General features: G+C 72.1%; 23 protein-coding genes. 2 read left to right on the top strand and 21 right to left on the bottom strand.

The annotated features are described in order from the left end of the window. Positions 1-21: 21 nt before the first annotated feature. The 14 genes from aroB to A2U95_RS17975 all read right to left on the bottom strand — a co-directional run bounded on the left by aroB (position 22) and on the right by A2U95_RS17975 (position 15,418). The gene (gene aroB, locus A2U95_RS18040; RefSeq protein ID WP_166023799.1) at positions 22-1,119 is read right to left on the bottom strand and encodes a 3-dehydroquinate synthase; all 1,098 of its coding nucleotides are present in this window, start codon (positions 1,117-1,119) and stop codon (positions 22-24) included. After that, positions 1,116-1,643 (bottom strand): shikimate kinase, encoded by a 528-nt coding sequence (locus tag A2U95_RS18035; protein WP_166023797.1) that lies wholly within the window; start codon positions 1,641-1,643, stop codon positions 1,116-1,118. Before A2U95_RS18035 ends, aroB begins: the two co-directional genes overlap by 4 nt. After that, entirely contained in the window at positions 1,640-2,824 is a 1,185-nt protein-coding gene (gene aroC / locus A2U95_RS18030) for a chorismate synthase (protein ID WP_166023795.1), read from the bottom strand. The genes A2U95_RS18035 and aroC overlap by 4 nt, the downstream gene beginning before the upstream one ends. A gap of 472 nt (positions 2,825-3,296) precedes the next feature. Next, the gene (locus A2U95_RS18025; protein ID WP_166023794.1) at positions 3,297-4,127 is read right to left on the bottom strand and encodes a shikimate dehydrogenase; all 831 of its coding nucleotides are present in this window, start codon (positions 4,125-4,127) and stop codon (positions 3,297-3,299) included. Next, positions 4,124-5,863 carry an endolytic transglycosylase MltG gene (mltG, locus tag A2U95_RS18020; protein ID WP_166023792.1) on the bottom strand — a complete coding sequence of 580 codons (1,740 nt, stop codon included), beginning with the start codon at positions 5,861-5,863 and terminating at the stop codon, positions 4,124-4,126. Before mltG ends, A2U95_RS18025 begins: the two co-directional genes overlap by 4 nt. A gap of 119 nt (positions 5,864-5,982) precedes the next feature. After that, positions 5,983-6,447, bottom strand: coding sequence for a Holliday junction resolvase RuvX (gene ruvX, locus A2U95_RS18015; protein ID WP_206282903.1), 465 nt, complete (start codon positions 6,445-6,447; stop codon positions 5,983-5,985). A gap of 19 nt (positions 6,448-6,466) precedes the next feature. After that, positions 6,467-9,139, bottom strand: coding sequence for an alanine--tRNA ligase (alaS, locus tag A2U95_RS18010; RefSeq protein ID WP_166023787.1), 2,673 nt, complete (start codon positions 9,137-9,139; stop codon positions 6,467-6,469). Beyond that, a complete protein-coding gene (locus A2U95_RS18005; RefSeq protein ID WP_166023786.1) occupies positions 9,139-9,513 on the bottom strand; it encodes a hypothetical protein in 375 nt (124 codons plus the stop codon). The genes alaS and A2U95_RS18005 overlap by 1 nt, the downstream gene beginning before the upstream one ends. A gap of 7 nt (positions 9,514-9,520) precedes the next feature. Beyond that, complete coding sequence (locus A2U95_RS18000) at positions 9,521-9,967, bottom strand: DUF948 domain-containing protein (protein WP_166023784.1); 447 nt, start codon at positions 9,965-9,967, stop codon at positions 9,521-9,523. Positions 9,968-10,148: 181 nt separating this feature from the next. Further along, complete coding sequence (rpsD, locus tag A2U95_RS17995; protein ID WP_166023781.1) at positions 10,149-10,763, bottom strand: 30S ribosomal protein S4; 615 nt, start codon at positions 10,761-10,763, stop codon at positions 10,149-10,151. A 370-nt stretch (positions 10,764-11,133) separates the two neighbouring features. Next, positions 11,134-12,489: a replication-associated recombination protein A gene (locus A2U95_RS17990; protein ID WP_166023779.1), complete on the bottom strand. Its 1,356-nt coding sequence runs from the start codon at positions 12,487-12,489 to the stop codon at positions 11,134-11,136. A gap of 58 nt (positions 12,490-12,547) precedes the next feature. After that, on the bottom strand, positions 12,548-13,186 hold the full coding sequence (locus tag A2U95_RS17985; protein ID WP_166023777.1) for a vitamin K epoxide reductase family protein: 639 nt from the start codon (positions 13,184-13,186) through the stop codon (positions 12,548-12,550). A gap of 248 nt (positions 13,187-13,434) precedes the next feature. After that, the gene (gene hisS / locus A2U95_RS17980; RefSeq protein ID WP_166023775.1) at positions 13,435-14,697 is read right to left on the bottom strand and encodes a histidine--tRNA ligase; all 1,263 of its coding nucleotides are present in this window, start codon (positions 14,695-14,697) and stop codon (positions 13,435-13,437) included. A gap of 13 nt (positions 14,698-14,710) precedes the next feature. Beyond that, positions 14,711-15,418 (bottom strand): MBL fold metallo-hydrolase, encoded by a 708-nt coding sequence (locus A2U95_RS17975; RefSeq protein WP_166023773.1) that lies wholly within the window; start codon positions 15,416-15,418, stop codon positions 14,711-14,713. A gap of 180 nt (positions 15,419-15,598) precedes the next feature. Between A2U95_RS17975 and A2U95_RS17970 the strand changes: the two genes are divergently transcribed. Both A2U95_RS17970 and A2U95_RS17965 read left to right on the top strand, forming a co-directional pair. Continuing rightward, on the top strand, positions 15,599-16,414 hold the full coding sequence (locus A2U95_RS17970) for a peptidylprolyl isomerase (protein ID WP_166023771.1): 816 nt from the start codon (positions 15,599-15,601) through the stop codon (positions 16,412-16,414). 145 nt (positions 16,415-16,559) lie between these two features. Then, positions 16,560-17,789 (top strand): DUF349 domain-containing protein, encoded by a 1,230-nt coding sequence (locus A2U95_RS17965; protein WP_166023769.1) that lies wholly within the window; start codon positions 16,560-16,562, stop codon positions 17,787-17,789. A gap of 76 nt (positions 17,790-17,865) precedes the next feature. Here A2U95_RS17965 and A2U95_RS17960 read toward each other — a convergent pair whose 3' ends face one another. The 7 genes from A2U95_RS17960 to ruvA form a co-directional block, all read right to left on the bottom strand. Then, on the bottom strand, positions 17,866-20,397 hold the full coding sequence (locus A2U95_RS17960; protein ID WP_166023767.1) for a RelA/SpoT family protein: 2,532 nt from the start codon (positions 20,395-20,397) through the stop codon (positions 17,866-17,868). Between the two features lie 241 nt (positions 20,398-20,638). Continuing rightward, positions 20,639-21,178 carry an adenine phosphoribosyltransferase gene (locus tag A2U95_RS17955; protein ID WP_166023765.1) on the bottom strand — a complete coding sequence of 180 codons (540 nt, stop codon included), beginning with the start codon at positions 21,176-21,178 and terminating at the stop codon, positions 20,639-20,641. Between the two features lie 4 nt (positions 21,179-21,182). Continuing rightward, entirely contained in the window at positions 21,183-22,277 is a 1,095-nt protein-coding gene (gene secF, locus A2U95_RS17950) for a protein translocase subunit SecF (protein WP_166023763.1), read from the bottom strand. 1 nt (position 22,278) lies between these two features. After that, entirely contained in the window at positions 22,279-24,060 is a 1,782-nt protein-coding gene (secD, locus tag A2U95_RS17945; RefSeq protein ID WP_166023761.1) for a protein translocase subunit SecD, read from the bottom strand. A gap of 143 nt (positions 24,061-24,203) precedes the next feature. After that, positions 24,204-24,644 (bottom strand): preprotein translocase subunit YajC, encoded by a 441-nt coding sequence (yajC, locus tag A2U95_RS17940; RefSeq protein ID WP_166023758.1) that lies wholly within the window; start codon positions 24,642-24,644, stop codon positions 24,204-24,206. Between the two features lie 177 nt (positions 24,645-24,821). Continuing rightward, the gene (ruvB, locus tag A2U95_RS17935) at positions 24,822-25,922 is read right to left on the bottom strand and encodes a Holliday junction branch migration DNA helicase RuvB (protein WP_166023756.1); all 1,101 of its coding nucleotides are present in this window, start codon (positions 25,920-25,922) and stop codon (positions 24,822-24,824) included. Positions 25,923-25,931: 9 nt separating this feature from the next. Beyond that, positions 25,932-26,543, bottom strand: a complete 612-nt coding sequence (gene ruvA, locus A2U95_RS17930) for a Holliday junction branch migration protein RuvA (protein WP_166023754.1) — start codon at positions 26,541-26,543, stop codon at positions 25,932-25,934. Between the last annotated feature and the right edge of the window lie 52 nt (positions 26,544-26,595).

Raw genomic sequence — 26,595 nt, 5'->3', positions numbered from 1 at the left:
GGGAGGGCGGCGTCTTCCGGACTACTCGGCGACCTCGCCGTAGGCGGCGAGCAGCACCGCCGGGTCCGGTCCCTCCAGCACGGTCGGACGGGCCAGGCCGTCCAGGACGATGAAGCGCAGCAGGTCGCCGCGGGACTTCTTGTCGACCTTCATGTTCTCCAGCAGCTTGGGCCACTGGTCGTAGCGGTAGGTCAGCGGCAGGCCGAGGGAGCGCAGGACCTCGGTGTGCCGGTCGGCGGTGGCGTCGTCGAGCCGTCCGGCGACCCGGCCGAGCTCGGCGGCGAACCGCATGCCGACGGCGACGGCCGCGCCGTGCCGCCACTTGTAGCGCTCGTTCTTCTCGATGGCGTGCGCCAGGGTGTGGCCGTAGTTGAGGATCTCCCGCAGGCCCGACTCCTTGAGGTCGGAGGAGACCACCTCGGCCTTGACCCGGATGGCGCGCTCGATCAGCTCGGCGGTGTGCGGGCCCTCGGGGGTGCGCGCCGCCTCCGGGTCGCCCTCGATCAGGTCGAGGATCACCGGGTCGGCGATGAAGCCGGCCTTGACGATCTCGGCGAGCCCGGAGACGTAGTCGTGGACGGGCAGCGAGTCCAGCGCGGCCAGGTCGCACAGCACGCCGGCCGGCGGGTGGAAGGCGCCGACCAGGTTCTTGCCCTCGGCGGTGTTGATGCCGGTCTTGCCGCCGACGGCCGCGTCCACCATGGCGAGCACGGTGGTGGGGACGGCGATCCAGCGCACTCCGCGCAGCCAGGTGGCGGCGACGAAGCCGGCGAGGTCGGTGGTGGCGCCGCCGCCGACGCCGACGATCACGTCCGTGCGGGTGAAGCCGGTCTGGCCGAGCGCCTTCCAGCAGTAGGCGGCGACCTCGGCGGTCTTGGCCTCCTCGGCGTTCGGCACCTGGATGGCGACGGCCTCGTAGCCCTGCTCGGCCAGGTCGGCGCGGAGCGCGTCGCCGGTGTCGGCGAGCGCCTCGGGGTGGATCACGGCGACGCGCTTGGCCTTGTCCCCCACCAGGGCGCCGAGCTCGCCGAGGAGCTGCCGTCCGACCAGGACCTCGTAGGCCTCGGTGCCGGCCGTTCCGGCGACCTCGATCCGGGTCACGGCCTCGCTGGTGCTCATGCTTCGTCCTTCTCCAGTGCGTCGAGGACCGCCTCGGCGACCTCTTCGGGGGTGCGCGCGTCGGTGGGGACCACCACGCGGGCGACCTCGGTGTACAGGTGGCGCCGGGCCTCCATCAGCTCCCGCCACTGCTTGCGCGGGTTGACCGCGAGCAGGGGCCGGGCGACGTTGAGCCCCGTGCGCCGGGTGGCCTCCTCGACGTCCATCGACAGATAGACGACCGGGTGGCCGGTCAGCAGCGCCCGGGTGTCCGCGTCGAGGATCGCGCCGCCGCCGAGGGCGAGGACGCCCTCGTGCTCGGCGAGGGCGGTCCGCACGGCGGCCTTCTCCAGGACGCGGAACCGCTCCTCGCCGTCGTCGACGAAGATCTCGGAGATGGCGCGGCCCTCGGCGGCGACGATGTCGTCGTCGGTGTCCCGGTAGGCGACGCCCAGCCGCTGGGCGAGCAGGGCGCCCACGGTGGACTTGCCGACGCCCATCGGGCCCACCAGGACCAGGCGCGGTCCGCCGCTCGCGGGGCTCATCGGACGGTCAGGCCGTCGAGGTAGGACCGCACGTTGCGGCGGGTCTCGGGGACGCTGTCGCCGCCGAACTTCTCCGCCACCGCGTCGGCCAGCACCAGGGCCACCATGGCCTCGGCGACGATGCCCGCGGCGGGCACGGCGCACACGTCGGAGCGCTGGTGGTGGGCCTGGGTGGGCTCGCCGGTGGTGACGTCGACGGTGCGCAGGGCGCGGGGGACGGTGGCGATGGGCTTCATCGCGGCGCGCACCCGCAGCAGCTCGCCGGTGGTCAGACCGCCCTCGGTGCCGCCGGCGCGGCCGGTGGCGCGGCGGATGCCGTCCTCACCGGGGAGGATCTCGTCGTGCGCCTGCGAGCCGGGGACGCGGGCCAGGTCGAAGCCGTCGCCGACCTCGACGCCCTTGATGGCCTGGATGCCCATCAGCGCGGCGGCCAGCCGGGCGTCGAGGCGGCGGTCCCAGTGGACGTGCGAGCCGAGGCCGACCGGCACGCCGTAGGCGAGCACCTCGACGACGCCGCCGAGGGTGTCGCCGTCCTTGTGGGCCTGGTCGATCTCGGCGACCATCCGCTTCGAGGCGTCGGCGTCCAGGCAGCGCACCGGGTCGGCGTCCAGCCTCTCGGTGTCCGCGGGGGTCGGGTAGACGCCGTAGGGGGCCTTGGCGGAGGCCAGTTCGACCACGTGGGAGACGATCTCGACGCCGGTCGTCTCCTTGAGGTAGGAACGGGCGACGGCGCCGAGGGCGACGCGGGCGGCGGTCTCGCGGGCGGAGGCGCGCTCCAGGATCGGACGGGCCTCGTCGAAGCCGTACTTCTGCATGCCGGCCAGGTCGGCGTGGCCGGGGCGGGGGCGGGTCAGCGGCGCGTTGCGGGCGAGCCCGGCGAGGATCTCCGGGTCGACCGGGTCGGCGGACATGACCTGTTCCCACTTGGGCCACTCGGTGTTGCCCACCATGATCGCGATCGGGGAACCGAGGCTGAGGCCGTGGCGCACACCGCCGAGGAAGGTGACCTCGTCGCGCTCGAACTTCATCCGGGCGCCGCGGCCGTAGCCGAGGCGGCGGCGGGCGAGGTGGTCGGCCACCAGCTCGGTGGTGACCGGCACGCCGGCCGGAAGTCCTTCCAGCGTCGCGACGAGTGCGGGTCCGTGGGACTCCCCCGCGGTCAGCCAGCGCAACCTGCTCAACGGTGCTCCTCCTGCTCGCGCCAGTGGTGAGGCGACGGCGCGCACAGGTCCTGACCTGACGCACCTTGCCCCCGATCCTCCCATGCCGGGGGATGCGGGCGGTCCACCGGTCCACCCGTCGGACACGGCGTCCCACTGGAGGAGACGCCGGGGCGGCCCGGGATCCGCGCCCGGACGAGGGGCTCGCGGCAGCGGACCGGTGGCCCGCCCACGGCATCCTGGCGACGCCGCCTCGACCGCCGCCGGAGTACGACTGGACGGCGGCTGCCCGGCGCGGGCCGAGGCGCGGACGGGACACCACCCTGGAGTGCGGACCAGGGGCGTCAGCCGGAAACGCCGGTCAAAAGCGCGGGCGGGGCACCGCCCGGGGGTGCGGGCCGGGGCACCAGTCAGGTTGCGGGCGGGGACGCCGGCCGGAGGCGCGGGCGGGACACCCGTCAGAACGCCGGCCGGAGGTGCGGGCGGGGCGGGGTCAGCGGGCGGCCAGTGCCCGCTCGCCCGCCTCCCGCATGGCGGCCAGCGGGCCCGGGGCCCGTCCGGTCATCTGCTCGACCTGGAGCACCGCCTGGTGGACCAGCAGGTCGAGCCCGCCGACCAGCGCTCCGCCCGCCTCCGACCAGCGGGCCGCCAGCCGGGTCGGCCACGGTTCGTAGAGCACGTCGAACAGCGCGCCCGGCCGGTCCGGCAGCGCCTCGGCCAGCGCGTCGGTCGCGCCTGCCGGCGTGGTGGCGATCACCAGCGGGGCGCGCAGCGCCTCGGCGGCGTCGTCCCAGGCGGCGATCCGCACGTCCGCCCCGAGCCGGTCCCCCCATTCCCGCATCTCGGCGGCGCGCGCCTCGCTGCGGACGTACACCGTGATCTCGCCCGCGCAGATCCGCGCCAGCGCGGCCAGCGCGGAGGAGGCGGTGGCGCCGGCGCCGAGGACCGCCGCGGAGTCGGTCCTCTCGATGCCGCGCTCGCGCAGGGCGGCGACCATGCCGGGGATGTCGGTGTTGTCGCCGACGCGACGGCCGTCCTCGGTGAACACCACCGTGTTGACGGCCTCCACCGACGCGGCGGTCTCGCTGACCGAGTCGAGCAGCGGGATCACCGCCCGCTTGAGCGGCATGGTCAGCGAGAGCCCGGCCCACTCCGGGCCGAGTCCCTCGAGGAAGCCGGGCAGGGCGGCCTCGTCGGTCTCGAACCGGTCGTACGTCCAGCCGTCCAGACCGAGCGCCGCGTAGGCGGCCCGGTGCAGCTCGGGCGAGAGGGAGTGGGCGATCGGCGAGCCGAGCACGGCGGCGCGGCGGGCTCCTGCGGTCATTCGCCTTCCCTCAGGCTGTCCTGGAACTTCCGCTCCCAGACCAGGTGCTCCTCGTAGGTCTTGGTGAAGTGCGTCGTCCCGTCCAGCGAGACGAAGAAGTACCAGCCCTTGTCGGTGGGGTTGAGCGCGCCGTTGAGCGCCTCCTCACCGGGGTTGCCGATCGGGCCGGGCGGCAGGCCCCGCACGTAGTGCGTGTTGTACGGGTGATCGGTGTTGCGGAGGTCCTGGGCCGAGATGTCGAGCTCGGTCTGGTTCTTGAAGTAGTTGTACGTCGAGTCGAACTCCAGCCGGCCCGCCGTCTGGTCGTTCTGCGGGGAGAGCCGGTTGTAGACGACCTCGGCGATCTGGGTGAAGTCCTTGTGGTCGATGCCCTCGGCCTGCACCAGGCTGGCCACGGTCACCAGTTCCAGGGGGCTGTCCAGACCGTGCTTCTTGTACTCGGTCTCGACCCCGTGCTTCTCGTAGACCTCGACGGACCGCTTGATCATGTCCTTGAGGAGGTCCTCGGGCTTGGTGTCCTCGGAGGCGGGATAGGTCGCCGGGAAGAGGAAACCCTCCAGCGGGTCCTTTATGTCCTCGCTGTCGGCCGCCCACTCGGGCAGGCCGAGCTCGTCGGCCTTCGTCTCGGCGATCTTCTGGGTCGCGCCCTTGTCCAGCCCGAGCTTCTTGTCGATCGCCGCGTAGACGTTGACGTTGCGCATGCCCTCGGTGACCACCACGCCCTTGGCCTGGCTCTTCCTCGGGTCGAGCAGCCACTCCACGGCGCTCTCCGCGGACATCTCCTTCTCGAGCTGGTACGCGCCCGCCTGCAGGTCACCGCCGTTCTCGGTGAGCGCCGCGACGAAGCCGTCGACGCTCTTGACGATGCCCTTCTCCTTGAGGATCCGGCCGACCTCGGCGCCCGCGGAGCCGGGCGGGATGGAGATGGTGACGATCTGGCCGTTGCCGTCGCCCGAGTAGTCCGGGGGCGCGGCGAAACGTTCCTGGTAGAAGTAGTAGCCGCCGCCGACGACCACCGCGCCGATCACCACCGCGGCGATCAGGCAGCCGCGGCCGTTCTTGCGGCCCTCGCCGCGGCCGCGGTCGCCGCCGCGGCCCCTGCGGTCCGACCGGCCGCCGCCGCTGCCGCGCCCTCGGCGGTCACGCGGCTCCTTGGGGCCGTCGTCCTCGTCGTCGTCGCCGCCGGTGAAGAAGGGGTGCTGCTCCTCCTGCGGCTCGGCGTCCCGGTCGGGGCGGTCGTGACCGGTGTCCGGCCGGCCGCCGCCCTCCGGGACGTAGCCCTGCTGCTGCCCGTAGCCGTCGTCGTACTGCTGCTGGTGCTGGTGCTGGTGCTGGTGGCCGTCGTCGTACTGCTGCTGGTGCTGCTGGTGGCCGTCGTCGTAGTGCTGCTGGTGCTGCTGCTGGCCGTACGGGTCGTGGCCCCCGCCGTACTGCGACTGCTGCCCGGTTCCCCAGTCACCGCCGTACTGCTGCTGGTGCTGCTGGTTCCCGTAACCGTCGTCGTACTGCTGCTGGTGCTGCTGCTGGTGGCCGTCGTCGTACTGCTGCTGGTGCTGCTGGCCGTACGGGTCGTGCTCCGGGTACTGCTGCTGGCCGCCGTACGGGGCCTGCTGCCCCTGGGGGTGCTGCGGGTGCTGCTGCCCCTGGGGGTGCCGGCCTCCCCATCCGTCGTCCCCGTAGTACGGGTCACCGGGATGCCACGGTTCGGAGCCTTGGCCCCGGCCATACTCAGTCATCGATCCCCTAGAGCCGCGAGGCGGTGTCACCCGGCACCGGTCGGCTCGGAGCCGCTCCGCCTCTGTTGTGCGACGGCATTCGAACGCGCCGCATCGCGCGGAACGTTACCGTACCGCGATCAGCCGGCCACCTCGACTGCCTCCCCCGGGGCGGTGCCGGACACCCGTTCGGACTCCAGTGCCTGCTGCAGGATGATGACGGCGGCGGCCTGGTCGATCACCGACCGTCCCTTCCTGGACCTCACGCCGGACGCGCGCAGCCCCTGGCTCGCCGTGACCGTGGTCATCCGCTCGTCGACCAGCCGTACCGGCACCGGGGCGATGCGCCGGGCCAGTTCCTGGGTGAAACCGCGCACCTTGGCGGCCGCGGGGCCTTCCCCGCCCTTGAGGGAGCGGGGAAGGCCGACCACGACCTCGATGGGCTCGTACTCCTCGACGAGTTGCGCGAGCCGTCGGTGGGCCGCCGGGACGTCGCGTCCCGGCACGGTCTCGACCGGTGTGGCGAGGATCCCGTCGGGGTCGCACGAGGCGACCCCGATCCGGGCGTCCCCGACATCGACGGCCAGCCGACGTCCTCTGCGCATGTTCGCCCTCTTCCCGCGGTTACTTGGCCGTGTCGGCCACGAGGCGCTCGACGGCGTCCACGGCCTCGCCGACGGCCGCCGGGTTCTGGCCGCCGCCCTGGGCGACGTCCGGCTTGCCGCCACCGCCGCCGCCGAGGGTCTTGGCCGCGGCGCGGACCAGGTCGCCGGCCTTGAGGCCGCGGTCACGGGCGGCGTCGTTGGTGGCGATCACCGTCAGCGGCTTGCCGCCCACGACGGTGAAGAGCGCCACCACGGCGGCCCGGCCGCCCTGGATCCGGCCGCGCACGTCGAGGACCAGCTTGCGCAGGTCGTCGGCGGTGGTGCCGTCCGGCACCTGGCCGGTGACCAGGGCCACGCCCCGGACGTCCTTGGCGGACTCGGCGAGACCGGCGGCGGCCTGCAGCACCTTCTCGGCGCGGAACTTCTCGATCTCCTTCTCGGCGTCCTTCAGCTTGCCGAGCATGGCGGCGACCTTCTCCGGGAGCTCCTCCGAGCGGCCCTTCAGCAGCTCGGTGAGCTGGTTGACCACGGTGTGCTCGCGGGCCAGGAAGTTGTACGCGTCGACGCCGACCAGGGCCTCGATGCGGCGCACCCCGGAGCCGATGGACGACTCGCCGAGCAGCTTCACCAGACCGAGCTGGGCGGTGCTGTGGACGTGCGTGCCGCCGCAGAGCTCCTTGGAGAAGTCGCCGATGGTGACCACGCGGACCCGCTCGCCGTACTTCTCGCCGAACTCGGCGATGGCGCCCTGCTTCTTGGCCTCGTCGAGGCTCATCACGTCGGCGCGCACGTCGAGGTCGCGGGAGAGCACCTCGTTGATCTTCTGCTCGACGTCGGTCATCACGGCCGTCGGGACGGCGGAAGGGGAGCCGAAGTCGAAGCGGAAGCGGCCCGGCTGGTTCTCCGAGCCGGCCTGGGCGGCCGTCGGGCCGAGCGCGTCGCGCAGGGCCTGGTGGGTGAGGTGGGTGGCCGAGTGGGCGCGGGCGATGGCCGTGCGGCGGCGGTGGTCGATGGAGGCCTCGGCCTTGGAGCCGAGGGTCACCTCGCCGACCTGGACGACGCCCTTGTGGACGTAGACGCCGGGCACCGGCTTCTGGCAGTCGCGGACCTCGATCACGGCGCCGGAGTCGGCCTTGATCCGGCCGGTGTCGCCGATCTGGCCGCCGCCCTCGGCGTAGAACGGGGTGCGGTCCAGGACGATCTCGACCTCGTCGCCCTCGCGGGCGGCCGGGGAGGAGACGCCGTCGACCAGGATGCCGACGACGGTGGACTCGCCCTCGGTGTGGGTGTAGCCGATGAACTCGGTCTCGCCGGCGGTGTCGGCGATCTCGCGGTAGGCGCCGAGCGAGGCGTGGCCCGTCTTCTTGGCCTGGGCGTCGGCCTTGGCGCGCTCCCGCTGCTCCTTCATCAGGCGGCGGAAGCCGTCCTCGTCCACCGACAGGCCCTGCTCGGCGGCCATCTCGAGGGTGAGGTCGATCGGGAAGCCCCAGGTGTCGTGGAGCAGGAACGCCTTGTCGCCGGCGAGGACCGTGCCGCCGGAGGCCTTGGTCTCCGTCACGGCGGTGTCGAGGATGTTGGTGCCGGCCTTCAGCGTCTTGAGGAAGGCGTTCTCCTCGGCGAGGGCGACCTTCTCGATCCGCTCGCGGTCGGTGACCAGTTCGGGGTACTGCTGCCCCATCATCGCGATGACGACGTCGATGAGGTCCTTGACCACCGGGCCGGTGGCGCCCAGCAGGCGCATGTTGCGGATGGCGCGGCGCATGATGCGGCGCAGCACGTAACCGCGGCCCTCGTTGCCGGGGGTGACGCCGTCGCCGATGAGCATCACCGAGGTGCGCATGTGGTCGGTGACCACGCGCAGCGAGACGTCCGAGGAGGCGGCGTCGCCGTAGCGGACGCCGGTCAGCTCGGTGGCCTTGTCGATGACGGCCATCGAGGTGTCGATCTCGTACATGTTCTGCACGCCCTGCAGGATCATGGCGAGCCGCTCGAGGCCGAGACCGGTGTCGATGTTCTTGCTCGGCAGGTCGCCGAGGATCTCGAAGTCGTCCTTGCCGGTGCCCTCGCCCCGCTCGAACTGCATGAAGACGAGGTTCCAGATCTCGACGTACCGCTCGTCGTTGACGGCCGGGCCGCCCTCGACGCCGAACTCCGGGCCGCGGTCGTAGTTGATCTCGGAGCAGGGGCCGCAGGGGCCGGGGACGCCCATGGACCAGAAGTTGTCCTTCTTGCCCAGGCGCTGGATCCGCTCGGCGGGCACGCCGACGACGTCGCGCCAGATCTGCTCGGCCTCGTCGTCGTCCTGGTAGACGGTGATCCAGAGCTTCTCGGGCTCCAGGCCGTAACCGCCCTTGTCCTGGGGGCTGGTGAGCAGCTCCCAGGCGAGCTTGATGGCGCCTTCCTTGAAGTAGTCGCCGAAGGAGAAGTTGCCGCACATCTGGAAGAAGGTGCCGTGGCGGGTGGTCTTGCCGACCTCCTCGATGTCCGGCGTGCGCACGCACTTCTGCACGCTGGTGGCACGCGCGAACGGCGGCTTGACCTCACCCAGGAAGTAGGGCTTGAACGGCACCATGCCCGCCGGGACGAGCAGCAGAGTCGGGTCGTCCGCGATGAGCGACGCCGAAGGGACGACGGTGTGACCGCGCTCCTCGAAGAAGCTCAGCCAGCGGCGGCGGATCTCGGCCGACTCCATCAGTGGTCCTCATTCCGGTTGTGCGAGTACGTCTTGTACGAGTACGTCTTGGCGTGCTCGTCGTTGGTGCGGTGGTCCACGGCGGCGACCGGCCGCGCGGCGGGCCGTCCCGGCGCCAGGGCGGCCGGGCGCGATCCGTCGTCGACGGGGGCGCGCAGTCCGAGCGCCTCGCCGAGTTCGGCCTCCCGCAGGGCCATGTTGTCGCGCACGTCGAGCGCGAAGTCCTTCAGCCGGTGGCCGGCCTCGACCGCCTTGTTCGCCGCCTGCGCGGCGAGGCTCTCCGGGGTCAGCTGTTTCAGCTTGCGGTTGACCTTGGTGGTGGCCCACACGCCGGCGGCTGCGCCGGCGGAGAACCAGAAGGCTCGACGGAACATCGGTGGTTCAGTCCCTCTTCCGCTTCGTCCGGCTGGCCCGGCCCTCGGCCGGGAGGGTACGGCCCACGATCACGGTGCGCCGGGATTCGCGCGGCGCCCCGGGCTCCGCGTCGCCGCGGCCCAGCGCGCGGCGCACGCCGTAGCCGAACGCCGCGACCTTGACCAGGGGGCCGCCGAAGGTGGAGGCGACGGTCGTCGACAGCGCGGACGCGTTCGACGTGACCTCCTGGACGTCCGATGCGATGGCGTCGACCCGGTCGATCTGGGTCTGTGCGGAGCGCACCGCCCGGGAGGCGTCGGCCAGCAGCGGGACGGCCTGCTCGGTCACGTCCGCCACCAGCTTGGTCGTCGCCCTGAGCGTCTGGGCCAGCCTCACCAGGGCGACGGCGAGGAAGGACACCAGGATGGCCCAGAAGACGGCCACCAGGATCCCGGCCACCTCTCCACCGGACACCGCGCACCCGCTCCCTGACATCGGAAAAGTCGTGCCCCGAGCCTATCGCGCCACGGGCCGGGCCCTGTACCGGATTCCCGGCGGCGCGGGTCCCGGCGCCCGTGCGACGGCAACGGCCCGCCCCCGTGCCGGAGGGGCACGGCGGCGGGCCGGGGCGCGGAGTGGTACGTCGGCCGGAGGATCAGCGGGCGTAGTACTCGACGACGAGCTGCTCGTCGCAGATCACCGGGATCTCCTTGCGGTTCGGCTCACGGTCCAGGCGGAACGCCAGGGCCTTGAGGTTCACCTGCAGGTAGCGCGGGATCTCGCCGTCGGGGGCGAAGCCGCCCTCGCGGGCGACCTGGAAGAGCGTCTTGTCCTTGGAGCGGTCGCGGACCTGCACGACGTCGTCCGGACGGACACGGAAGGACGGCTTGTCGACCTTCTGGCCGTTGACCTGGATGTGGCCGTGGACGACCATCTGGCGGGCCTGGTAGATCGTGCGGGCGATGCCCGAACGCAGGACCAGCGCGTCGAGACGGCGCTCGAGCTCGACGATCAGGGCCTCACCGGTCTTGCCCTGCACCTTGGAGGCACGCTCGTAGGCGCGGACGAGCTGGCGCTCGGACACGTCGTACTGCGCGCGCAGACGCTGCTTCTCGAGCAGACGGACCTTGTAGTCCGAGTTCTGCTTGCGGCCGCGGCCGTGCTCACCCGGCGGGTAGGGGCGGGCCTCGAAGTACTTGACGGCCTTCGGGGTCAGCGCGATGCCGAGGGCACGCGACTTCTTGACCTTGGGGCGGGACTGGTTCGCCATGGAACCGACACCTCATGTTTCTGTGTGAATACGGCTTCACCAGGGTTAGGGGAGGTCGCAATCCGCAGCCCGGGAAACCCGTGGGCTCCGAGGAACCCGGCGGGCAGCCGCTCCCAGGTCTGGGCACATACGTGCAGCACGCGAGTGGCCCACCGACCGGCCCCCGGGCGCGTGGACCGGGGCGGTGGTGGGCTGCCCGCGACACCTTCGACGGTGCGCGACGCTCCTGGATCCCCGGGGCCTCGCGGCACGGGGTTCCGGCTGGATGTCCCGCCTGGTGGCGTCCGCCGGGGCGGACAACGGGACGCAGCACTTCGGGCCAGTCTACAGGCGCCGGCGGGGTGCTCCGGACCGCGGGCCGGTCACGGGGTCACGACCGCCCGCGGCCGAGGTTCTTCCTGGTCCACTCGACGGCGTCGGCGTACCGCGCCTCGGCGCCGTGCCGGGTGGGCGTGTAGTACTCGCGGTCCTTGATCGCGTCCGGCGCGTACTGCTGGGCGGCGATGCCCTCGGGCAGGTCGTGCGGGTAGACGTACCCCTGGGCGTGCCCCAGCTTGGCGGCGCCCTGGTAGTGCCCGTCCCGCAGGTGCGCCGGCACCGGGCCGGCCAAGCCCTTGCGGACGTCCTCCAGCGCGGCTCCGATCGCCGTCGTGGCCGCGTTGGACTTGGGGGCGAGCGCCAGGGCGATGGTGGCGTGGCTCAGGGTCAGGGCCGCCTCGGGGAAGCCGATCATGGCGACCGCCTGCGCCGCGGCCACGGCCGTGGGCAGCGCGTGGGGGTCGGCCAGGCCGATGTCCTCGCTGGCGGAGATCATCAGCCGGCGGGCGATGAACCGGGGGTCCTCCCCCGCGTCGATCATGCGGGCCAGGTAGTGCAGCGCCGCGTCCACGTCGGAGCCCCGGATCGACTTGATCAGGGCGCTGGCCACGTCGTAGTGCTGGTCGCCGTCCTTGTCGTAGCGCACGGCGGCGCGGGCGACGGAGTCCTCCAGGGTCTCCAGCGTGATCGCGCGCTCGCCCTTGGCCAGGGCGGAGCCGGCGCCCGCCTCCAGGGCGGTCAGCGCGCGGCGGGCGTCTCCGCCGGCGATCCGCAGCAGGTGCTCCTCGGCGTCCCCGGGAAGCTCCACCGAACCGCCGAGTCCGCGCTCGTCGGCCACCGCACGGCGCAGCAGGCCGCGCAGGTCGTCCTCGGTGAGCGGCTCCAGGGTGAGCAGCAGGGAGCGGGAGAGCAGCGGGGAGATCACCGAGAAGTAGGGGTTCTCGGTGGTGGCGGCGATCAGGGTGACCCAGCGGTTCTCCACCGCGGGGAGCAGGGAGTCCTGCTGGGCCTTGCTGAAGCGGTGGATCTCGTCGAGGAAGAGGACGGTCTCCTTGCCGAAGCCGCCGGTGGCGCGGCGGGCGCCGTCGATGACGGCCCGGACCTCCTTGACGCCGGCGGTGATCGCGGAGAGTTCCACGAACCGCTTGTCGGTGGCCTTGGAGATCACATGGGCGAGGGTGGTCTTGCCGGTGCCCGGAGGGCCCCAGAGGATCACCGAGGAGGGCCCGGCCGGACCGGAGGCCCCTTCGCCGACCAGTCGGCGCAGCGGGGACCCGGGCTTCAGCAGGTGCCGCTGGCCCACGACCTCGTCGAGCGTGCGCGGGCGCATCCGGGCCGCCAGCGGACTGGCGGCCGGGTCCTTCTCCTGGCGTTCTTCGGCAGCGGCGGTGAACAGGTCGGGCTCCACACGGAAACCCTAAGCCACGGCTCGGACAGGGCCGTGGCCCGTCGGCCGGATCCGCCGGTCAGGCCCAGAGGGCGCTGCCCCAGCGGGAGAAGATCAGGATCGCGACGACGCCGATGTGCACCACGGGGAGCACCCAGGTGAACTCGTCGAAGAAGGTCCGCAGCCCCTTGGGGGCGGGCAGGAAGCCGTTGCGGACGTTGAACGAGGTCACGTACCAGAACATGACGATGGTCGCGACCCAGGCGAGCATGCACCAGAGGCAGAGCCTGTGGATCTCGTACAGGGACTGGATCATCAGCCAGGTGCAGAACCCGACGCCGAAGAGCGTGCCGGCGTTGAGGGTGAGCCAGTACCAGCGGGGGAACCGGGCCCCCGCGATCACGCTCATGCCCACGCAGACCACGATGCCGTAGGTCACCAGGCCCAGCATCGGGTTCGGGAAGCCGAAGACCGAGGCCTGGTCGCTCTCCATGATGTTCTTGCAGGAGAAGATCGGGTTCAGGCTGCAGGCCGGTGTGAAGTCGGGGTCCTCGAGCAGGTGGAACTTGTCCAGGGTGATGATCCACGAGGCGAGCACGCCGAGCGCGCCGGTGATGGCCAGCAGCACGCCGAAGCCCCGGCTGCCGCCCGTTCGGCGCGGGCCGTCGTCCCCGGTCCGGGGCGCCGGCACGTCGTGGACCGTCGTCATGCTGCTCATCACACCGATTCCCTGCATCGAAGAGGTTGAGGCACGGCCATTGTGCCGCACTCTGCCCGGTCAGCCGTCGGACTGACGTAAACAAGGGCCGCCCGGACGGCCCGGAGGGCCCGCCCGCCGGGGACGTTCGTTCCAGAGGCGTGCGCACGGACGATTCCGGGGTCTCCGGAGACGGAGCCGGGGTCTCCGGAACGGCGACGGGGCGCCCCTTCGGCGGAAGGGGCGCCCCGGAAACGCGTGCGCGGCGGTCAGCCGAGCCGGGCCTCCAGCTCGGCGATGATCTCGCCGACCCCGACGGCCGTCTGCTCGCCGGACTCCATGTCCTTGAGCTGGACGACGCCCTCGGCGAGGTCGCGCTCGCCGGCCACGATCGCGAAACGGGCGCCGGAGCGGTGGGCGGCCTTCATCGCCGCCTTCAGCCCCTTGCCGCCGTAGCCGAAGTCCGCCGCGATGCCGACCTTGCGCAGCTCGGTGACCTTGGCGAACAGCAGGCGTCGCGCCTCGTCGCCCATCGGCACGGCGAACACGCTGGTGGTGGCGGGCAGGTCGAGCTCCACGCCCTCGGCCTCCAGGGCCAGCACCGTGCGGTCGACGCCGAGCGCCCAGCCCACCGAGGGCAGCGCGGGGCCGCCGATCATCTCGGAGAGGCCGTCGTACCGGCCGCCGCCGCCCACCGCGGACTGCGAGCCGAGGCCGTCGTGGACGAACTCGAAGGTGGTGCGGGTGTAGTAGTCCAGGCCGCGGACCAGCTTCGGGTCGTCCTCGAAGGCGACGCCCGCCGCGGTGATCAGCTCGCGGACCTCCTCGTGGTAGGCCTTGCAGGCCTCGCAGAGGTGGTCCCTGAGCAGCGGGGCGCCGACGAGCTGCTTCTGCACGTCGGGCCGCTTGTCGTCGAGGACGCGCAGCGGGTTGATCTCGGCGCGGCGCAGCGTCTCCTCGTCGAGGTCCAGGCCGCGCAGGAAGTCCTGGAGGGCGGCCCGGTAGGCGGGGCGGCACTCCTTGTCGCCCAGGCTGTTGAGCAGGATGCGGAAGTTCCGCAGGCCCAGCGAGCGGTACGCCTGGTCGGCGAGGATGATCAGCTCGGCGTCCAGGGCCGGGTCCTCGGCGCCGATGGCCTCGGCGCCGACCTGCGAGAAGTGGCGGTAGCGGCCCTTCTGCGGACGCTCGTAGCGGTAGTAGGAGCCCGAGTACCAGAGCTTCACCGGCAGGTTCCCGGCCTTGTGGAGGCCGGCCTCCAGCGCGGCGCGGAGCACCGAGGCGGTGCCCTCGGGACGCAGGGCGAGACGGTCGCCGCCCTTGGTCTCGAAGGCGTACATCTCCTTGGTGACGATGTCGGTGGACTCGCCGACGCCCCGGGCGAACAGCTCGACGTTCTCGAAGCCGGGCGTCTCGATGTAGCCGTAGCCGGAGTTGCGCAGCGGGGCGGCGATCGCCTCGCGCACCGCCAGGTACCGGGCGGAGTCCGGCGGGATCAGGTCGTAGGTGCCCTTGGGGGCCTTGAAAGTGCTCACGGGTGCTCTCTCGTCACATTCCTCGTCGGGGGGCCCGGAAGCCCTCCGGGCCGGCGGCCACCTGCCGCAGGTAGGGGTTGGTGGCGCGCTCGTGGCCGATGGTCGTCTGGGGGCCGTGGCCGGACAGGACGACGGTGGAGTCGTCCAGCGGCAGGCACACGCGGGACAGCGACGCGAGCATGTCGTCCATGTCGCCGCCCGGCAGGTCGGTCCGTCCGACGGAGCCGGCGAACAGCAGATCCCCGGAGAAGAACACGGACGGGACGTCCGCGGCCTCGGGCATCCGGAAGGTCACCGACCCCTTGGTATGGCCGGGAGCGTGCGCCACGGAGAACTCCAGGCCGGCCAGCTCCAGCTTCGAGCCGTCGGTCAGCTCCTTGACGTCGTCGGGCTCCCCGACGGCCAGCTCACCCATGAGCGGCATGCCGATGGACCGGCCGAGCGCCTTCTCGGGGTCGCTCATCATGTACCGGTCCTCCGGGTGGATCCAGGCGGGCACGTCGTGCGCGCCGCACACCGGGACCACCGAGGCGACATGGTCGATGTGTCCGTGGGTGAGGACGACCGCGACGGGCTTGAGCCGATGCTTCCTGAGCGTCTCCTCGACTCCCCGGGCGGCCTGGTGGCCGGGGTCGATGATCACGCATTCCTCGCCGGCTCCGGGGGCGACGAGATAACAGTTCGTCCCCCAGGCACCGGCCGGGAACCCGGCAATGAGCACGATCGTCCCTCGTTGTGTCGATACGGGCGGGTGGCCATCCGGCCACCCTGGCGTCAGCAGCCTACCGGCGCTGCCGATTACTCGGTGAACCCATATACGGTACGGGGCACACGCACGCGGTCGGCTCAGGAGGCCCACGCGGCCCGGTCGACGCACGATTCGCACGAGGAGTGAGACCCGGTGGTCAGCCAGGAACAGCGGCGGCGTCAGCTCGCCCGGGAGAAGTTTCTGCGCCAGCAGCAGCGGCGCACCGCCGCCCGCCGCAAGGCGCGCATGCGGAACGCGGTGATCGCGTCGGTCCTCGGCGTGGTCCTGGTCGGCAGCCTCGCGCTGTACACCACGGGCACCCTGCGGGGCGACGGGGAGAGCACCGCGGCCAAGGCGTCGGCCTCCCCGAGCGCCGAGCCCAGCAAGGCGCCGGACCCCTGCGAGAAGCCGGCCAAGGGCAAGATCGAGGAGCTCCAGTTCGACAAGGAGCCGGCGATGAAGATCGACAAGTCGGCGAAGTACACCATGGAGCTGGACACCACCTGCGGCGAGATCTCGGTCGCGCTGGACGCCGAGGGCGCCCCGCACACGGTGAACTCCTTCGAGTTCCTCGCCGGCAAGGGCTACTTCGACCACACGAAGTGCCACCGCCTCACGACCCAGGGCATCTACGTGCTCCAGTGCGGCGACCCGACGGGGTCGGGTTCCGGCGGTCCGGGGTACGAACTGAAGGACGAGAACCTGAAGTCCGACGCCCTCAAGAAGGACACGTACCCGGCGGGCACCGTCGCCATGGCCAACGCGGGCCCGAACACCAACGGCAGCCAGTTCTTCCTGGTCTACCAGGACAGCCCGCTGCCCCCGAACTACACGCCGTTCGGCAAGGTCGACGAGAAGGGCATGGCCGTCCTGGAGAAGATCGCCAAGGCCGGCGAGAGCACCGGCATGGGGGACGGCGCCCCCAACGCGACGGTGGTCATCGACAAGGCGACCGTCACCAAGTCCTGAGTCCGGCCGCCGTCCCGCGGGCCGATATTCGGTCGCGCGGGATGCGGACAGGCCACCCGCCGGTCGCCTATGTTGACCGGTGACGAAACTGTGGAGGATGCCCGGGGCCACGAGACCCCCCGCGGCATCATGTGGAGGAGGCGCTGTGAGCAGCGACCCGTGGGGCCGCGTCGACGAGACGGGGACCGTGTACGTGCGTACGGCCGACGGCGAGAGGGTCGTCGGTTCCTGGCAGGCCGGCTCTCCCGACGAGGCGTTGGCCTACTTCGAGCGCAAGTACGAGGGCCTGGTGGTCGAGATCGGCCTCCTCGAGCGGAGGGTGCGGACCACCGACCTCGCCGCGAAGGACGCCCTGGCGGCCGTCGAGCACCTGCGCGAGCAGGTCGACGCCCATCACGCGGTGGGCGACCTGGACGCGCTGCGGGCGCGTCTGGACAAGCTCGTGGAGACGGTCGAGTCCCGTCGCGAGGAGCGCAAGGCGCAGCGGGCCAAGCAGTCGGAGGAGGCCCGCAGCGCCAAGGAGGCGCTGGTCGCCGAGGCGGAGGAGCTGGCCCGGTCCGAGCAGTGGCGGGCGGCCGGCGAGCGGCTGCGCGCGCTGGTGGACACCTGGAAGGGGCTGCCGCGGCTGGACCGCAAGTCCGACGACGAGCTGTGGCACCGCTTCTCGCACGCCCGCAGCGCGTTCTCCAAGCGCCGCAAGGCCCACTTCGCGCAGCTGGACGCGCAGCGCGAGGACGCCCGCAAGGTCAAGGAGCGTCTGGTCGCCGAGGCCGAGTCGCTCTCCGGGTCGACCGACTGGGGTCCGACGGCCGCCCGCTACCGCGAGCTGATGGCCGAGTGGAAGGCCGCGGGCCGCGCCCAGCGCGAGCACGAGGACGAGCTGTGGAACCGCTTCCGCGGCGCCCAGGACGTCTTCTTCGCCGCCCGCGGCTCGGTCTTCGCCGAGCGGGACGCCGAGCAGGCGGAGAACCTGAAGCTGAAGGAGGAGCTGGCCGAGGAGGCCGAGAAGCTCCTTCCGGTCACGGACCTCAAGGCGGCGCGGGCCGCGTTCCGTTCGGTCAACGAGCGGTGGGAGGCCATCGGTCACGTCCCGCGGGACGCCCGGCCGAAGGTCGAGGGCCGGATGCAGGCCGTCGAGCGGGCGATCCAGGAGGCCGAGGAGGCCGAGTGGCGCCGCACCAACCCGGAGGCGCGGGCGCGCGCCGCGGGGCTGACGGGTCAGCTGCAGGCCGCCGTGGACAAGCTGCGCGGTCAGATCGAGCAGGCCCGCGCGCAGGGCAACACCGCCAGGGCGGAGAAGCTCGAGCGTGAGCTGGAGGGCCGGCAGGCCCTGCTGGACCAGGCCCTGAAGGGCCTCCAGGAGTTCGGCGGCTGATCCCGCCCGACCGCCCGCGAAGCCCCCGGCCGCCCTGCGGCCGGGGGCTTCGCCGTGCGGGCGCGCCTGGCGGGCGTCAGCGGGTCTGCCGTGCCGAGGTCACGCGGTAGACGTCGTAGACGCCCTCCACGCCGCGTACGGCCTTCAGGACGTGTCCCAGGTGCTTGGGGTCGCCCATCTCGAAGGTGAACCGCGACGTGGCCACCCGGTCCCGCGAGGTCTGCACGGCCGCCGACAGGATGTTGACGTGCTGGTCGGACAGGACCCGGGTGACGTCGGAGAGCAGCCGGGAGCGGTCCAGCGCCTCCACCTGGATGGCGACCAGGAACACCGAGGACTGCGTCGGCGCCCACTCCACGTCGAGCATCCGCTCGGGCTCGCGGGAGAGCGAGTCCACGTTGACGCAGTCGGTGCGGTGCACGGAGACCCCGCTGCCACGGGTCACGAAGCCGATGATCGGGTCGCCGGGCACCGGCGTGCAGCACCGCGCCAGCTTGACCCACACGTCGTCGACGCCCTTGACCACGACGCCCGGGTCGGCGCTGGAACGGCGCTTGCGGCTGCGCGCCGGCGGCACGCTCTCGTCGATCTCCTCGCTGGCCGCCTCCTCGCCGCCCATCGCCTGGACCAGCTTCTGCACGACGTTCTGCGCGGCCACGTGGCCCTCGCCGATCGCGGCGTACAGCGAGGAGATGTCGGGGTAGCGCATCTCGTGGGCGATGGTGACCAGGGAGTCCCCGGTGAGGATGCGCTGGATCGGCAGGTTCTGCTTGCGCATGGCCCGCGCGATGGCGTCCTTGCCGTGCTCGATCGCCTCGTCCCGGCGTTCCTTGGAGAACCAGGCGCGGATCTTGTTCCGGGCGCGCGGCGACTTGACGAAGCCCAGCCAGTCGCGGGACGGGCCGGCGTTGTCGGCCTTGGAGGTGAAGACCTCGACGGTGTCGCCGTTGTCCAGGGTGGACTCCAGCGGCACCAGGCGGCCGTTGACCCGGGCGCCTATGGTGCGGTGGCCGACCTCGGTGTGGACCGCGTAGGCGAAGTCCACCGGCGTCGCCCCGGCGGGCAGCGCTATCACGTCGCCCTTGGGCGTGAAGACGAAGACCTCGTTGCGCGACAGGTCGAAGCGCAGCGAGTCCAGGAACTCGCCGGGGTCCTCGGTCTCCTTCTGCCAGTCGAGGAGCTGGCGCAGCCACGCCATGTCGTTGACCGCGTCCTTGTCCTTGCCGGAGCCGCCGGAGCGCGGGGCGTCGGTGCGGACCTTGGAGGCGCCGGCGACGGCCTCCTGCTTGTACTTCCAGTGCGCGGCGATGCCGTACTCGGCGCGGCGGTGCATGTCGAAGGTGCGGATCTGCAGCTCGACCGGCTTGCCGCCGGGGCCGATGACCGTCGTGTGCAGCGACTGGTACATGTTGAACTTGGGCATCGCGATGTAGTCCTTGAACCGGCCGGGGACCGGGTTCCATCGCGCGTGCACCGTGCCGAGGGCCGCGTAGCAGTCGCGGACGGTGTCCACCAGGACGCGGATGCCCACCAGGTCGTAGATCTCCGCGAAGTCGCGGCCGCGGACGATCATCTTCTGGTAGACGCTGTAGTAGTGCTTGGGCCGCCCGGTGACGGTCGCCTTGATGCGGGCGGCGCGCAGGTCGGCCTGGACCTCGTCGATCACCGTGGCGAGGTACTCGTCGCGCTTGGGCGCGCGCTCGGCGACCAGGCGGACGATCTCGTCGTACATCTTGGGGTAGAGGATCGCGAAGGCGAGGTCCTCCAGCTCCCACTTGATGGTGTTCATGCCCAGCCGGTGGGCCAGCGGGGCGTAGATCTCCAGGGTCTCGCGGGCCTTCTTCTCCTGCTTCTCCCGCTTGAGGTAGCGCATGGTGCGCATGTTGTGCAGGCGGTCCGCGAGCTTGATCACCAGGACCCGGGGGTCCTTGGCCATGGCGACGACCATCTTGCGCACGGTCTCGGCCTGCGCGGCCTCGCCGAACTTGACCTTGTCCAGCTTGGTCACGCCGTCGACCAGCAGGGCCACGGTGTCGCCGAAGTCGTGGCGCAGCTGCTCGAGGCCGTACTCGGTGTCCTCGACGGTGTCGTGGAGCAGGCCGGCCATCAGGGTCGCCGGGTCCATGCCGAGCTCGGCGAGGATGGTGGTGACCGCGAGCGGGTGGGTGATGTACGGGTCGCCGCTCTTGCGCTTCTGGCCGCGGTGCCAGCGTTCGGCGACCTGGTAGGCCTTCTCGATCTGGCGGAGCGTGGCCGTCTCGATCTTGGGGTCGTTGCCGCGCACTATCCGCAGCAGCGGCTCCAGGACGGGGTTGTAGGCGCTGGAGCGCTGCACGCCGAGGCGGGCGAGGCGGGCCCGGACGCGGCTGGAGGAGCCGGAGCGTGAGGGGGCCGTGCCGGTGCTGCTGGCGCCGGCGGGGCCGGTGGCGCGGGAGACGGACCTCGTGCGGGCCTCCTCGGACGGCGCCGTCCGCTCCTGGGGGCGGTCGGCCCGTGCGCCCGGCTCCTCACGGATGTCCTGCGCGTCGGTGTCCGGCGCGGGGCTCGCCGCGTCGCCCCTCGCCCGCTCGGGCTGGGCGGCGGTCAATGACTGGGCCTCGTCTGGCAAGAGGACTCCTCGGGCGCGGTCCGGGTCACCCGGTCGGGCCCCGGAGATCCCATGGTAGCGAGCGTTCCCCCTCCCACGCCCGTCAGCCGGGTGGGCGTCCGTTTTCCCCACCCCGCTCCCACGGCACCCGCACGGCGGGGAGAAAGCCTCACCGCCGCCGCGGGCGGGGGCGGTGACGAGCCGGGCCCCGCGCGGTGAGGCGCGGGGCCCGGCTCCGGTGCGGCCCGGGAGGGCCGAGGGGTCAGACGACGAGGAGGGCGGTCAGGGGGGCGCCGGCGAGCGCCTGCTCCAGGCGGGCCCGGCCCTGGAGGAACGCGAGCTCCATCAGCACGGCGAGACCGGCCACCTCGGCCCCCGCGCGTCGCACCAGCTGGATCGACGCCTCGGCCGTACCGCCCGTCGCGAGCACGTCGTCCACGACCAGCACCCGGTCCCCCGCGGACAGGTCCTCCGCGTGCACCTCGATCTCCGCCGATCCGTACTCCAGGTCGTACGCCTGCCTCAGCGTCGCGCCCGGCAGCTTGCCGGCCTTGCGGACCGGGATGAACCCGATCCCGGCCCGCACCGCCGCCGGCGCGCCGAGGATGAAGCCGCGGGCCTCCAGGCCCACGATCTTCGTCGCCCCGGTGCGCACCGCGATGTCCGCCAGCGCGTCGGTGAGCGCGGCGAACGCCTCCGGGTCCGCGAGCAGCGGCGTGATGTCCTTGAACCTCACGCCGGGCTCGGGGTGGTCCTCGATCTCGCGGATGCGGCTGAGCAGCAGCTCCTGGATGCCGGTCACGGCGTCATCGCCTCCTTCCGGAGGCCCGGCCGCCGCTGCGGTCGGCCCGCGGGCCGACCACGGCGGGCCCGGAGCCCTCCGGGTCGTTCGTGTTCCCGGCGTCCGCGCCGACCGCCGCGGTCGCGTCGTCGCCGCCCTGCGCGCGCTTGGCGAGCACCCGCCGGCGCAGGGCCTTCATCTCCGGCTCGCGCTCCTTGAGGTCGGCGACGAGCGGCGTGGCGATGAAGATCGACGAGTAGGCGCCGGCCGCGAGGCCGACGAAGATCGACAGGGAGATGTCGTTCAGCATGCCGGCGCCCAGGACGCCGCCGCCGATGAACAGCAGGCCCGCCACCGGCAGCAGCGCCACCACGGTGGTGTTGATGGACCGCACGAGCGTGCCGTTGATCGAGCGGTTGGCGACGTCCCGGTAGGTCCAGCGGGTCTGCTTCGTGATCCCCTGGCTCCCCTCCTTGAGGCTGTCGAAGACGACGACCGTGTCGTAGAGGGAGTAACCGAGGATGGTCAGCAGACCGATCACCGTGCCCGGCGTGACCTCGAAGCCCACCAGGGCGTAGATCCCGACGGTGATGGTGATGTCGTGGATCAGTGCCACCAGCGCGGCGAGGGCCATCCGCCACTCGAACGCGATGGCCAGGTAGATCACCACCAGGACCATGAAGATCGCCAGGCCCTGCCAGGCCTTGTTGGCGATCTGCTCGCCCCAGCTGGGGCCGACGAGTTCGGCGTTGATCTGCTCGGGGTCGACCTTGAGCTTCTCGGCCAGCTCCGTCTTGATCTTGTCGGAGGCGCCGGTGTCGATGCCGGCGACCTGGACGCGCATGCCACCGGTGCCCAGGCCCTGGACGATGGCGTCGTGGCCCGACGCCTCCTCGGCGTAGGACTCGGCCTGGGAGACCGAGACGCTGGTCTTCGGGGTGGTGAAGACGGCGCCGCCCTGGAACTCGATGCCCATGTGCAGGCCGCGGGTGAACAGGCCCGCGACGGCGACGATCGTGATCAGGATCGAGACGCCGTACCAGATCTTGCGGTTGCCGACGAAGTCGTAGCCGACCTCGCCGCGGTGGAGCCGGGCCCCGAGGTTGCCGAGTTTCGACATCTCAGGCCTCCTTCGGTTCGACGAGGGCGGAGGAAGAGGAACGACGGCCGCGGCGCAGCGGGGGCTGCACTCCGAGGCGCTTCGGGTCCAGGCCGGACCAGGGGTGGCCGCTGGAGAAGAACGTGGTGCGGGCCAGCAGCGTCATCAGCGGCTTGGTGAAGAGGAACACCACGACCACGTCGAGCAGGGTGGTCAGGCCGAGGGTGAACGCGAAGCCCTGGACCTTGCCGACGGTCACCACGAACAGGACCGCGGCGGCGAGGAACGACACGAAGTCGGAGACCAGGACGGTGCGCCGGGCACGCGGCCAGGCCCTCTCCACGGCCGGACGCAGGGTGCGGCCCTCGCGGATCTCGTCCCGGATGCGCTCGAAGTACACGATGAACGAGTCGGCGGTGATACCGATGGCGACGATGGCGCCGCAGACCGCCGGCAGGTTCAGCGCGAAGCCGATGGCCGGGCCGAGCAGCGACATGATCGTGTACGTCAGCACCGCGGAGACCGCCAGCGACAGCAGCGCGACGAAGCCGAGGCCGCGGTAGTAGGTCAGCAGGTAGACCACGACCAGCGCGAGGCCGATGGCGCCGGCGATCAGACCGCCCTCCAGCTGCTCGCTGCCGAGCGCCGGGGTGACCGTGGTGACGCTGTCCTCGTCGAAGGTCAGCGGCAGTGCGCCGTAGGACAGCATGTTCGCCAGGGACTGCGCCTCGGGCTGGGTGAAGTTGCCGGAGATCTCGGCGTTGCCGCCGGTGAGCGCCTGGCTGACGTACGGGTCGGAGACGACCTCGCCGTCGAGCACGATCGCGAACTGGTTCTGCGGGCTGGGCTGGGTGGCGAGCTTGCCGGTGATGTCGGCGAACTTGTCGCCGCCCTTGGAGGTGAACTCCATGGTGACGGTCCAGCCGGCGCCGGTCTGCGTGTTGAGGACGGCCTGGGCGTCGTCGATGTCGGTGCCGTCGACCTCGGCGGGACCGAGGATGTACTTCTGCCACTGGCCCGAGCCGTTGCCGCAGGCGACGATGGAGTCGCCGGGCTTGCTGCCCTCGCCGGCCATGGCGCGCTGCTCGGGGTCGGTGCAGTCGAGCTTGGCGTACTGCTCCTGCAGCTTCGCGTCGACGGGCGCGGCGGTGTCGGCGGGCACCGGGCTCTCGGCCGGGGCCTCGGGGGCGCCGCTCGCGTCGGGCGAGGGCGAGCCGGTGGCGGCCTTGAGGCCCTCGGTCAGCGCGCGGCCCTGTGGGGACGCCTCCGCGGACGGGTCGGTGGCGGCGGGGGCGGAGGGAGACGCGGTGGACTTCCCCGTGGGCTTCCCGGAGGGCTCTGCCGACGGGGAGGCCCCGTCGGTGGCGCCCGGCGTCGGGACGGCCGCGTCGGGCCCGGAGAGCTCCGTCTGCAGCACGGGGCGGAAGTACAGCTTCGCCGTGGTGCCGACCTGGTCCCGGGCCTGCTCCGAGTTGGTGCCCTTGGGGATGTTGACGATGATGTTGCGGTCGCCCTGGGTCTGGACCTCCGCCTCGGAGACGCCCAGGCCGTTGACCCGGCGCTCCATGATGTCGACCGCCGTGGCCATGTTGGTCGGGTTGATCGCCGACTCCTGGCCCTTCTCGGCGACCGCACGCAGGGTGATGCTGGTGCCGCCGGCCAGGTCGATGCCGAGACGCGGGGTGGTGTGACCGGAGGCGAACATGCCTCCGGTGAGCGCCACCAGGGCGATCAGGATCAGGGCGAGGGCGCGTCCCGGCTTGCTCGGCGCGTTCGCGCTGCGGCCCTTCTTAGGTGCTGCCACCTTCTCGTACTCCCTCTCGGGCCGCCGCACGCACCTCTGGGGCCGGCGGGCGGCCATGACAAGTTCGGACCCCGTACGGAACGCGGGCGTTCCCCCCCGGGGTGCGCGGGGCGCGACCGGTCACCCCCCACGCCGGAGCGTGCCTACTTGGCGTCGGACTCGCCGTCGGTCTTCCTGGGCGCGTCCTCCGTCTTGCCGAGGTCGACGGTCCTGCCGTCGGCGGCGGCACCGGCGTCCGCGTCGTCGGCGTCGGTGAGGGAGGAGGCGTCGTCGGGAACGACGTCGCCCTGCAGCTCGGCCTCGATGCCGTGCACGATGCGGTTGTACTCGTCATCGGTGAGGACGGCACCGATGGCGTTCTTGGCGAAGAGCAGTTCCACGCCGGGACCGGCGTCGAGCAGGACGGTCTCGTCGTTGACCTCCTTGACCGTGGCGTACATGCCCCCGATCGTCCGGACGCCGGTGCCGGGCTGCATCGAGTCCCGCATCTCGGCGGCCTGCTGCTGCTTCTTCTTGGCCGAGCGGGTCATCACGAACATGAACCCGATGAGAATGATGATGGGGAAAAGGGTCAAGATATCCACGGGACGGGAGTTCCTTCGCACGACCGCGATGGTGAGCGGCCTGTTGACGGGGGTGTCGGAGCGCCGCCCCGCAGGGGCGGCATCGGCGGAGTCTAAGCGAGCCCGCGCAGATGGAACAACGCCCAGCATGTCACCGGGGTTCCTTCCGTAGCGAGCTTTACCTGCCGTCACGCGCCGTCACGCCCCGAACAGGTCCCCTTGTCCCCCTTGGCCGGACCTCGCCGCCCCGGGCGCCGCGGCGTTCGGCGGGGTGAGCCCGAGGTGGGCCCAGGCGGCGGGCGTGGCGACCCGGCCGCGCGGCGTGCGGGCCAGCAGGCCCTCGCGGACCAGGAACGGTTCGGCCACCTCCTCGACCGTCTCGCGCTCCTCCCCCACCGCCACGGCCAGCGTGGACAGACCCACCGGCCCGCCGCCGAACAGCCTGAGCAGCGCCTCCAGCACCCCCCGGTCCAGCCGGTCGAGGCCGCGGGAGTCGACCTCGTACACCTTGAGCGCGGCGGAGGCCACGTCGCGGGTGATGACGCCGTCCGCCTTGACCTGGGCGTAGTCGCGCACCCGGCGCAGCAGGCGGTTGGCGATGCGGGGCGTGCCGCGGGAGCGGCCGGCGATCTCGGCGGCGCCGTCGGCGTCGATCTCCACGTCGAGCAGCAGCGCCGAGCGGTGGACGACCCGTTCCAGTTCCTCCGGGGCGTAGAACTCCATGTGCGCGGTGAAGCCGAAGCGGTCCCGCAGCGGCGGCGGGAGGAGTCCGGCCCTGGTGGTGGCGCCGACCAGGGTGAAGGGCGGCAGCTCGAGCGGGATGGCGGTGGCGCCGGGGCCCTTGCCGACGACCACGTCGACCCGGAAGTCCTCCATCGCCATGTAGAGCATCTCCTCGGCGGGCCGCGACATGCGGTGGATCTCGTCGAGGAAGAGGACCTCGCCCTCCTGGAGGGAGGAGAGGATCGCGGCCAGGTCGCCGGCGTGCTGGATGGCGGGGCCGCTGGTGATGCGGATCGGCGCGCCCATCTCGGCCGCGATGATCATGGACAGGGTGGTCTTGCCCAGTCCCGGCGCGCCGGACAGCAGCACGTGGTCGGCGGTGGCGCCGCGCGCGCGGGCGGCCCGGAGCACCAGGTCGAGCTGTTCGCGGACCTTCTCCTGGCCGATGAACTCGCCGAGGTCCTTGGGGCGCAGCGCGGCCTCGACGGCCTGTTCCTCGCCGTCCGCGGACGCGCCGACCAGCCGCTCGGGCGCGAGGGCGGCGGCGTCTTCGTGGGGCCTGTCGTCCCAGTTCACCAGGGTCTCCTAGCGGGCTCGGTTGAGGGTCTGCAGCGCCGCCTTCAGCAGGCGTCCGACCTGCGGGTCGGTCTCCGCCTCGGCCTGCGGGGCGACCGCCTCGACGGCCTCGTCGGCCTCGCGGGCCGGGTAGCCGAGGCCGACCAGCGCGGCGTGCAGCTGGTCGCGCCAGCCGGCCGGGCGGGCGGCGAGGGCGGTGGCGGGGCGGGCGGAGCCGACGGGCTCGCCGAGGCGGTCCTTGAGCTCCAGCAGCAGCTTCTGGGCGCCCTTCTTCCCGATGCCGGGGACGGCGGTCAGCGCCTTCTCGTCACCGGAGGACACCGCCAGGCGCAGCGCGTCGGGGGTGTGCACGGCCAGCATGGCCTGGGCGAGCCGGGGGCCGACGCCGCTGGCGGTCTGGAGCAGCTCGAACACCTGCCGCTCGTCGTCGTCGGCGAATCCGTAGAGGGTCAGCGAGTCCTCGCGGACGACCAGGGAGGTGGCCAGCCGGGCGGCCTCCCCCTGGCGGAGGGTGGCGAGGGTGGTGGGGGTGCACTGGACGGCGATGCCGATCCCGCCCACCTCGACCACGGCGGAGTCCGGGGCGAGGGCGGCGACCGGGCCGCTCACGAAGGCGATCATGACGGGCGCCCTTTCTGTCGCTGGGAGCCGGCCTGCGGGGAGGCGTCCGGCG

Source organism: Streptomyces chilikensis, assembly GCF_001642695.1.
Taxonomy (GTDB): Bacteria; Actinomycetota; Actinomycetes; order Streptomycetales; family Streptomycetaceae; genus Streptomyces; species Streptomyces chilikensis.
This window is presented reverse-complemented; position numbering and strand designations above follow the sequence as displayed.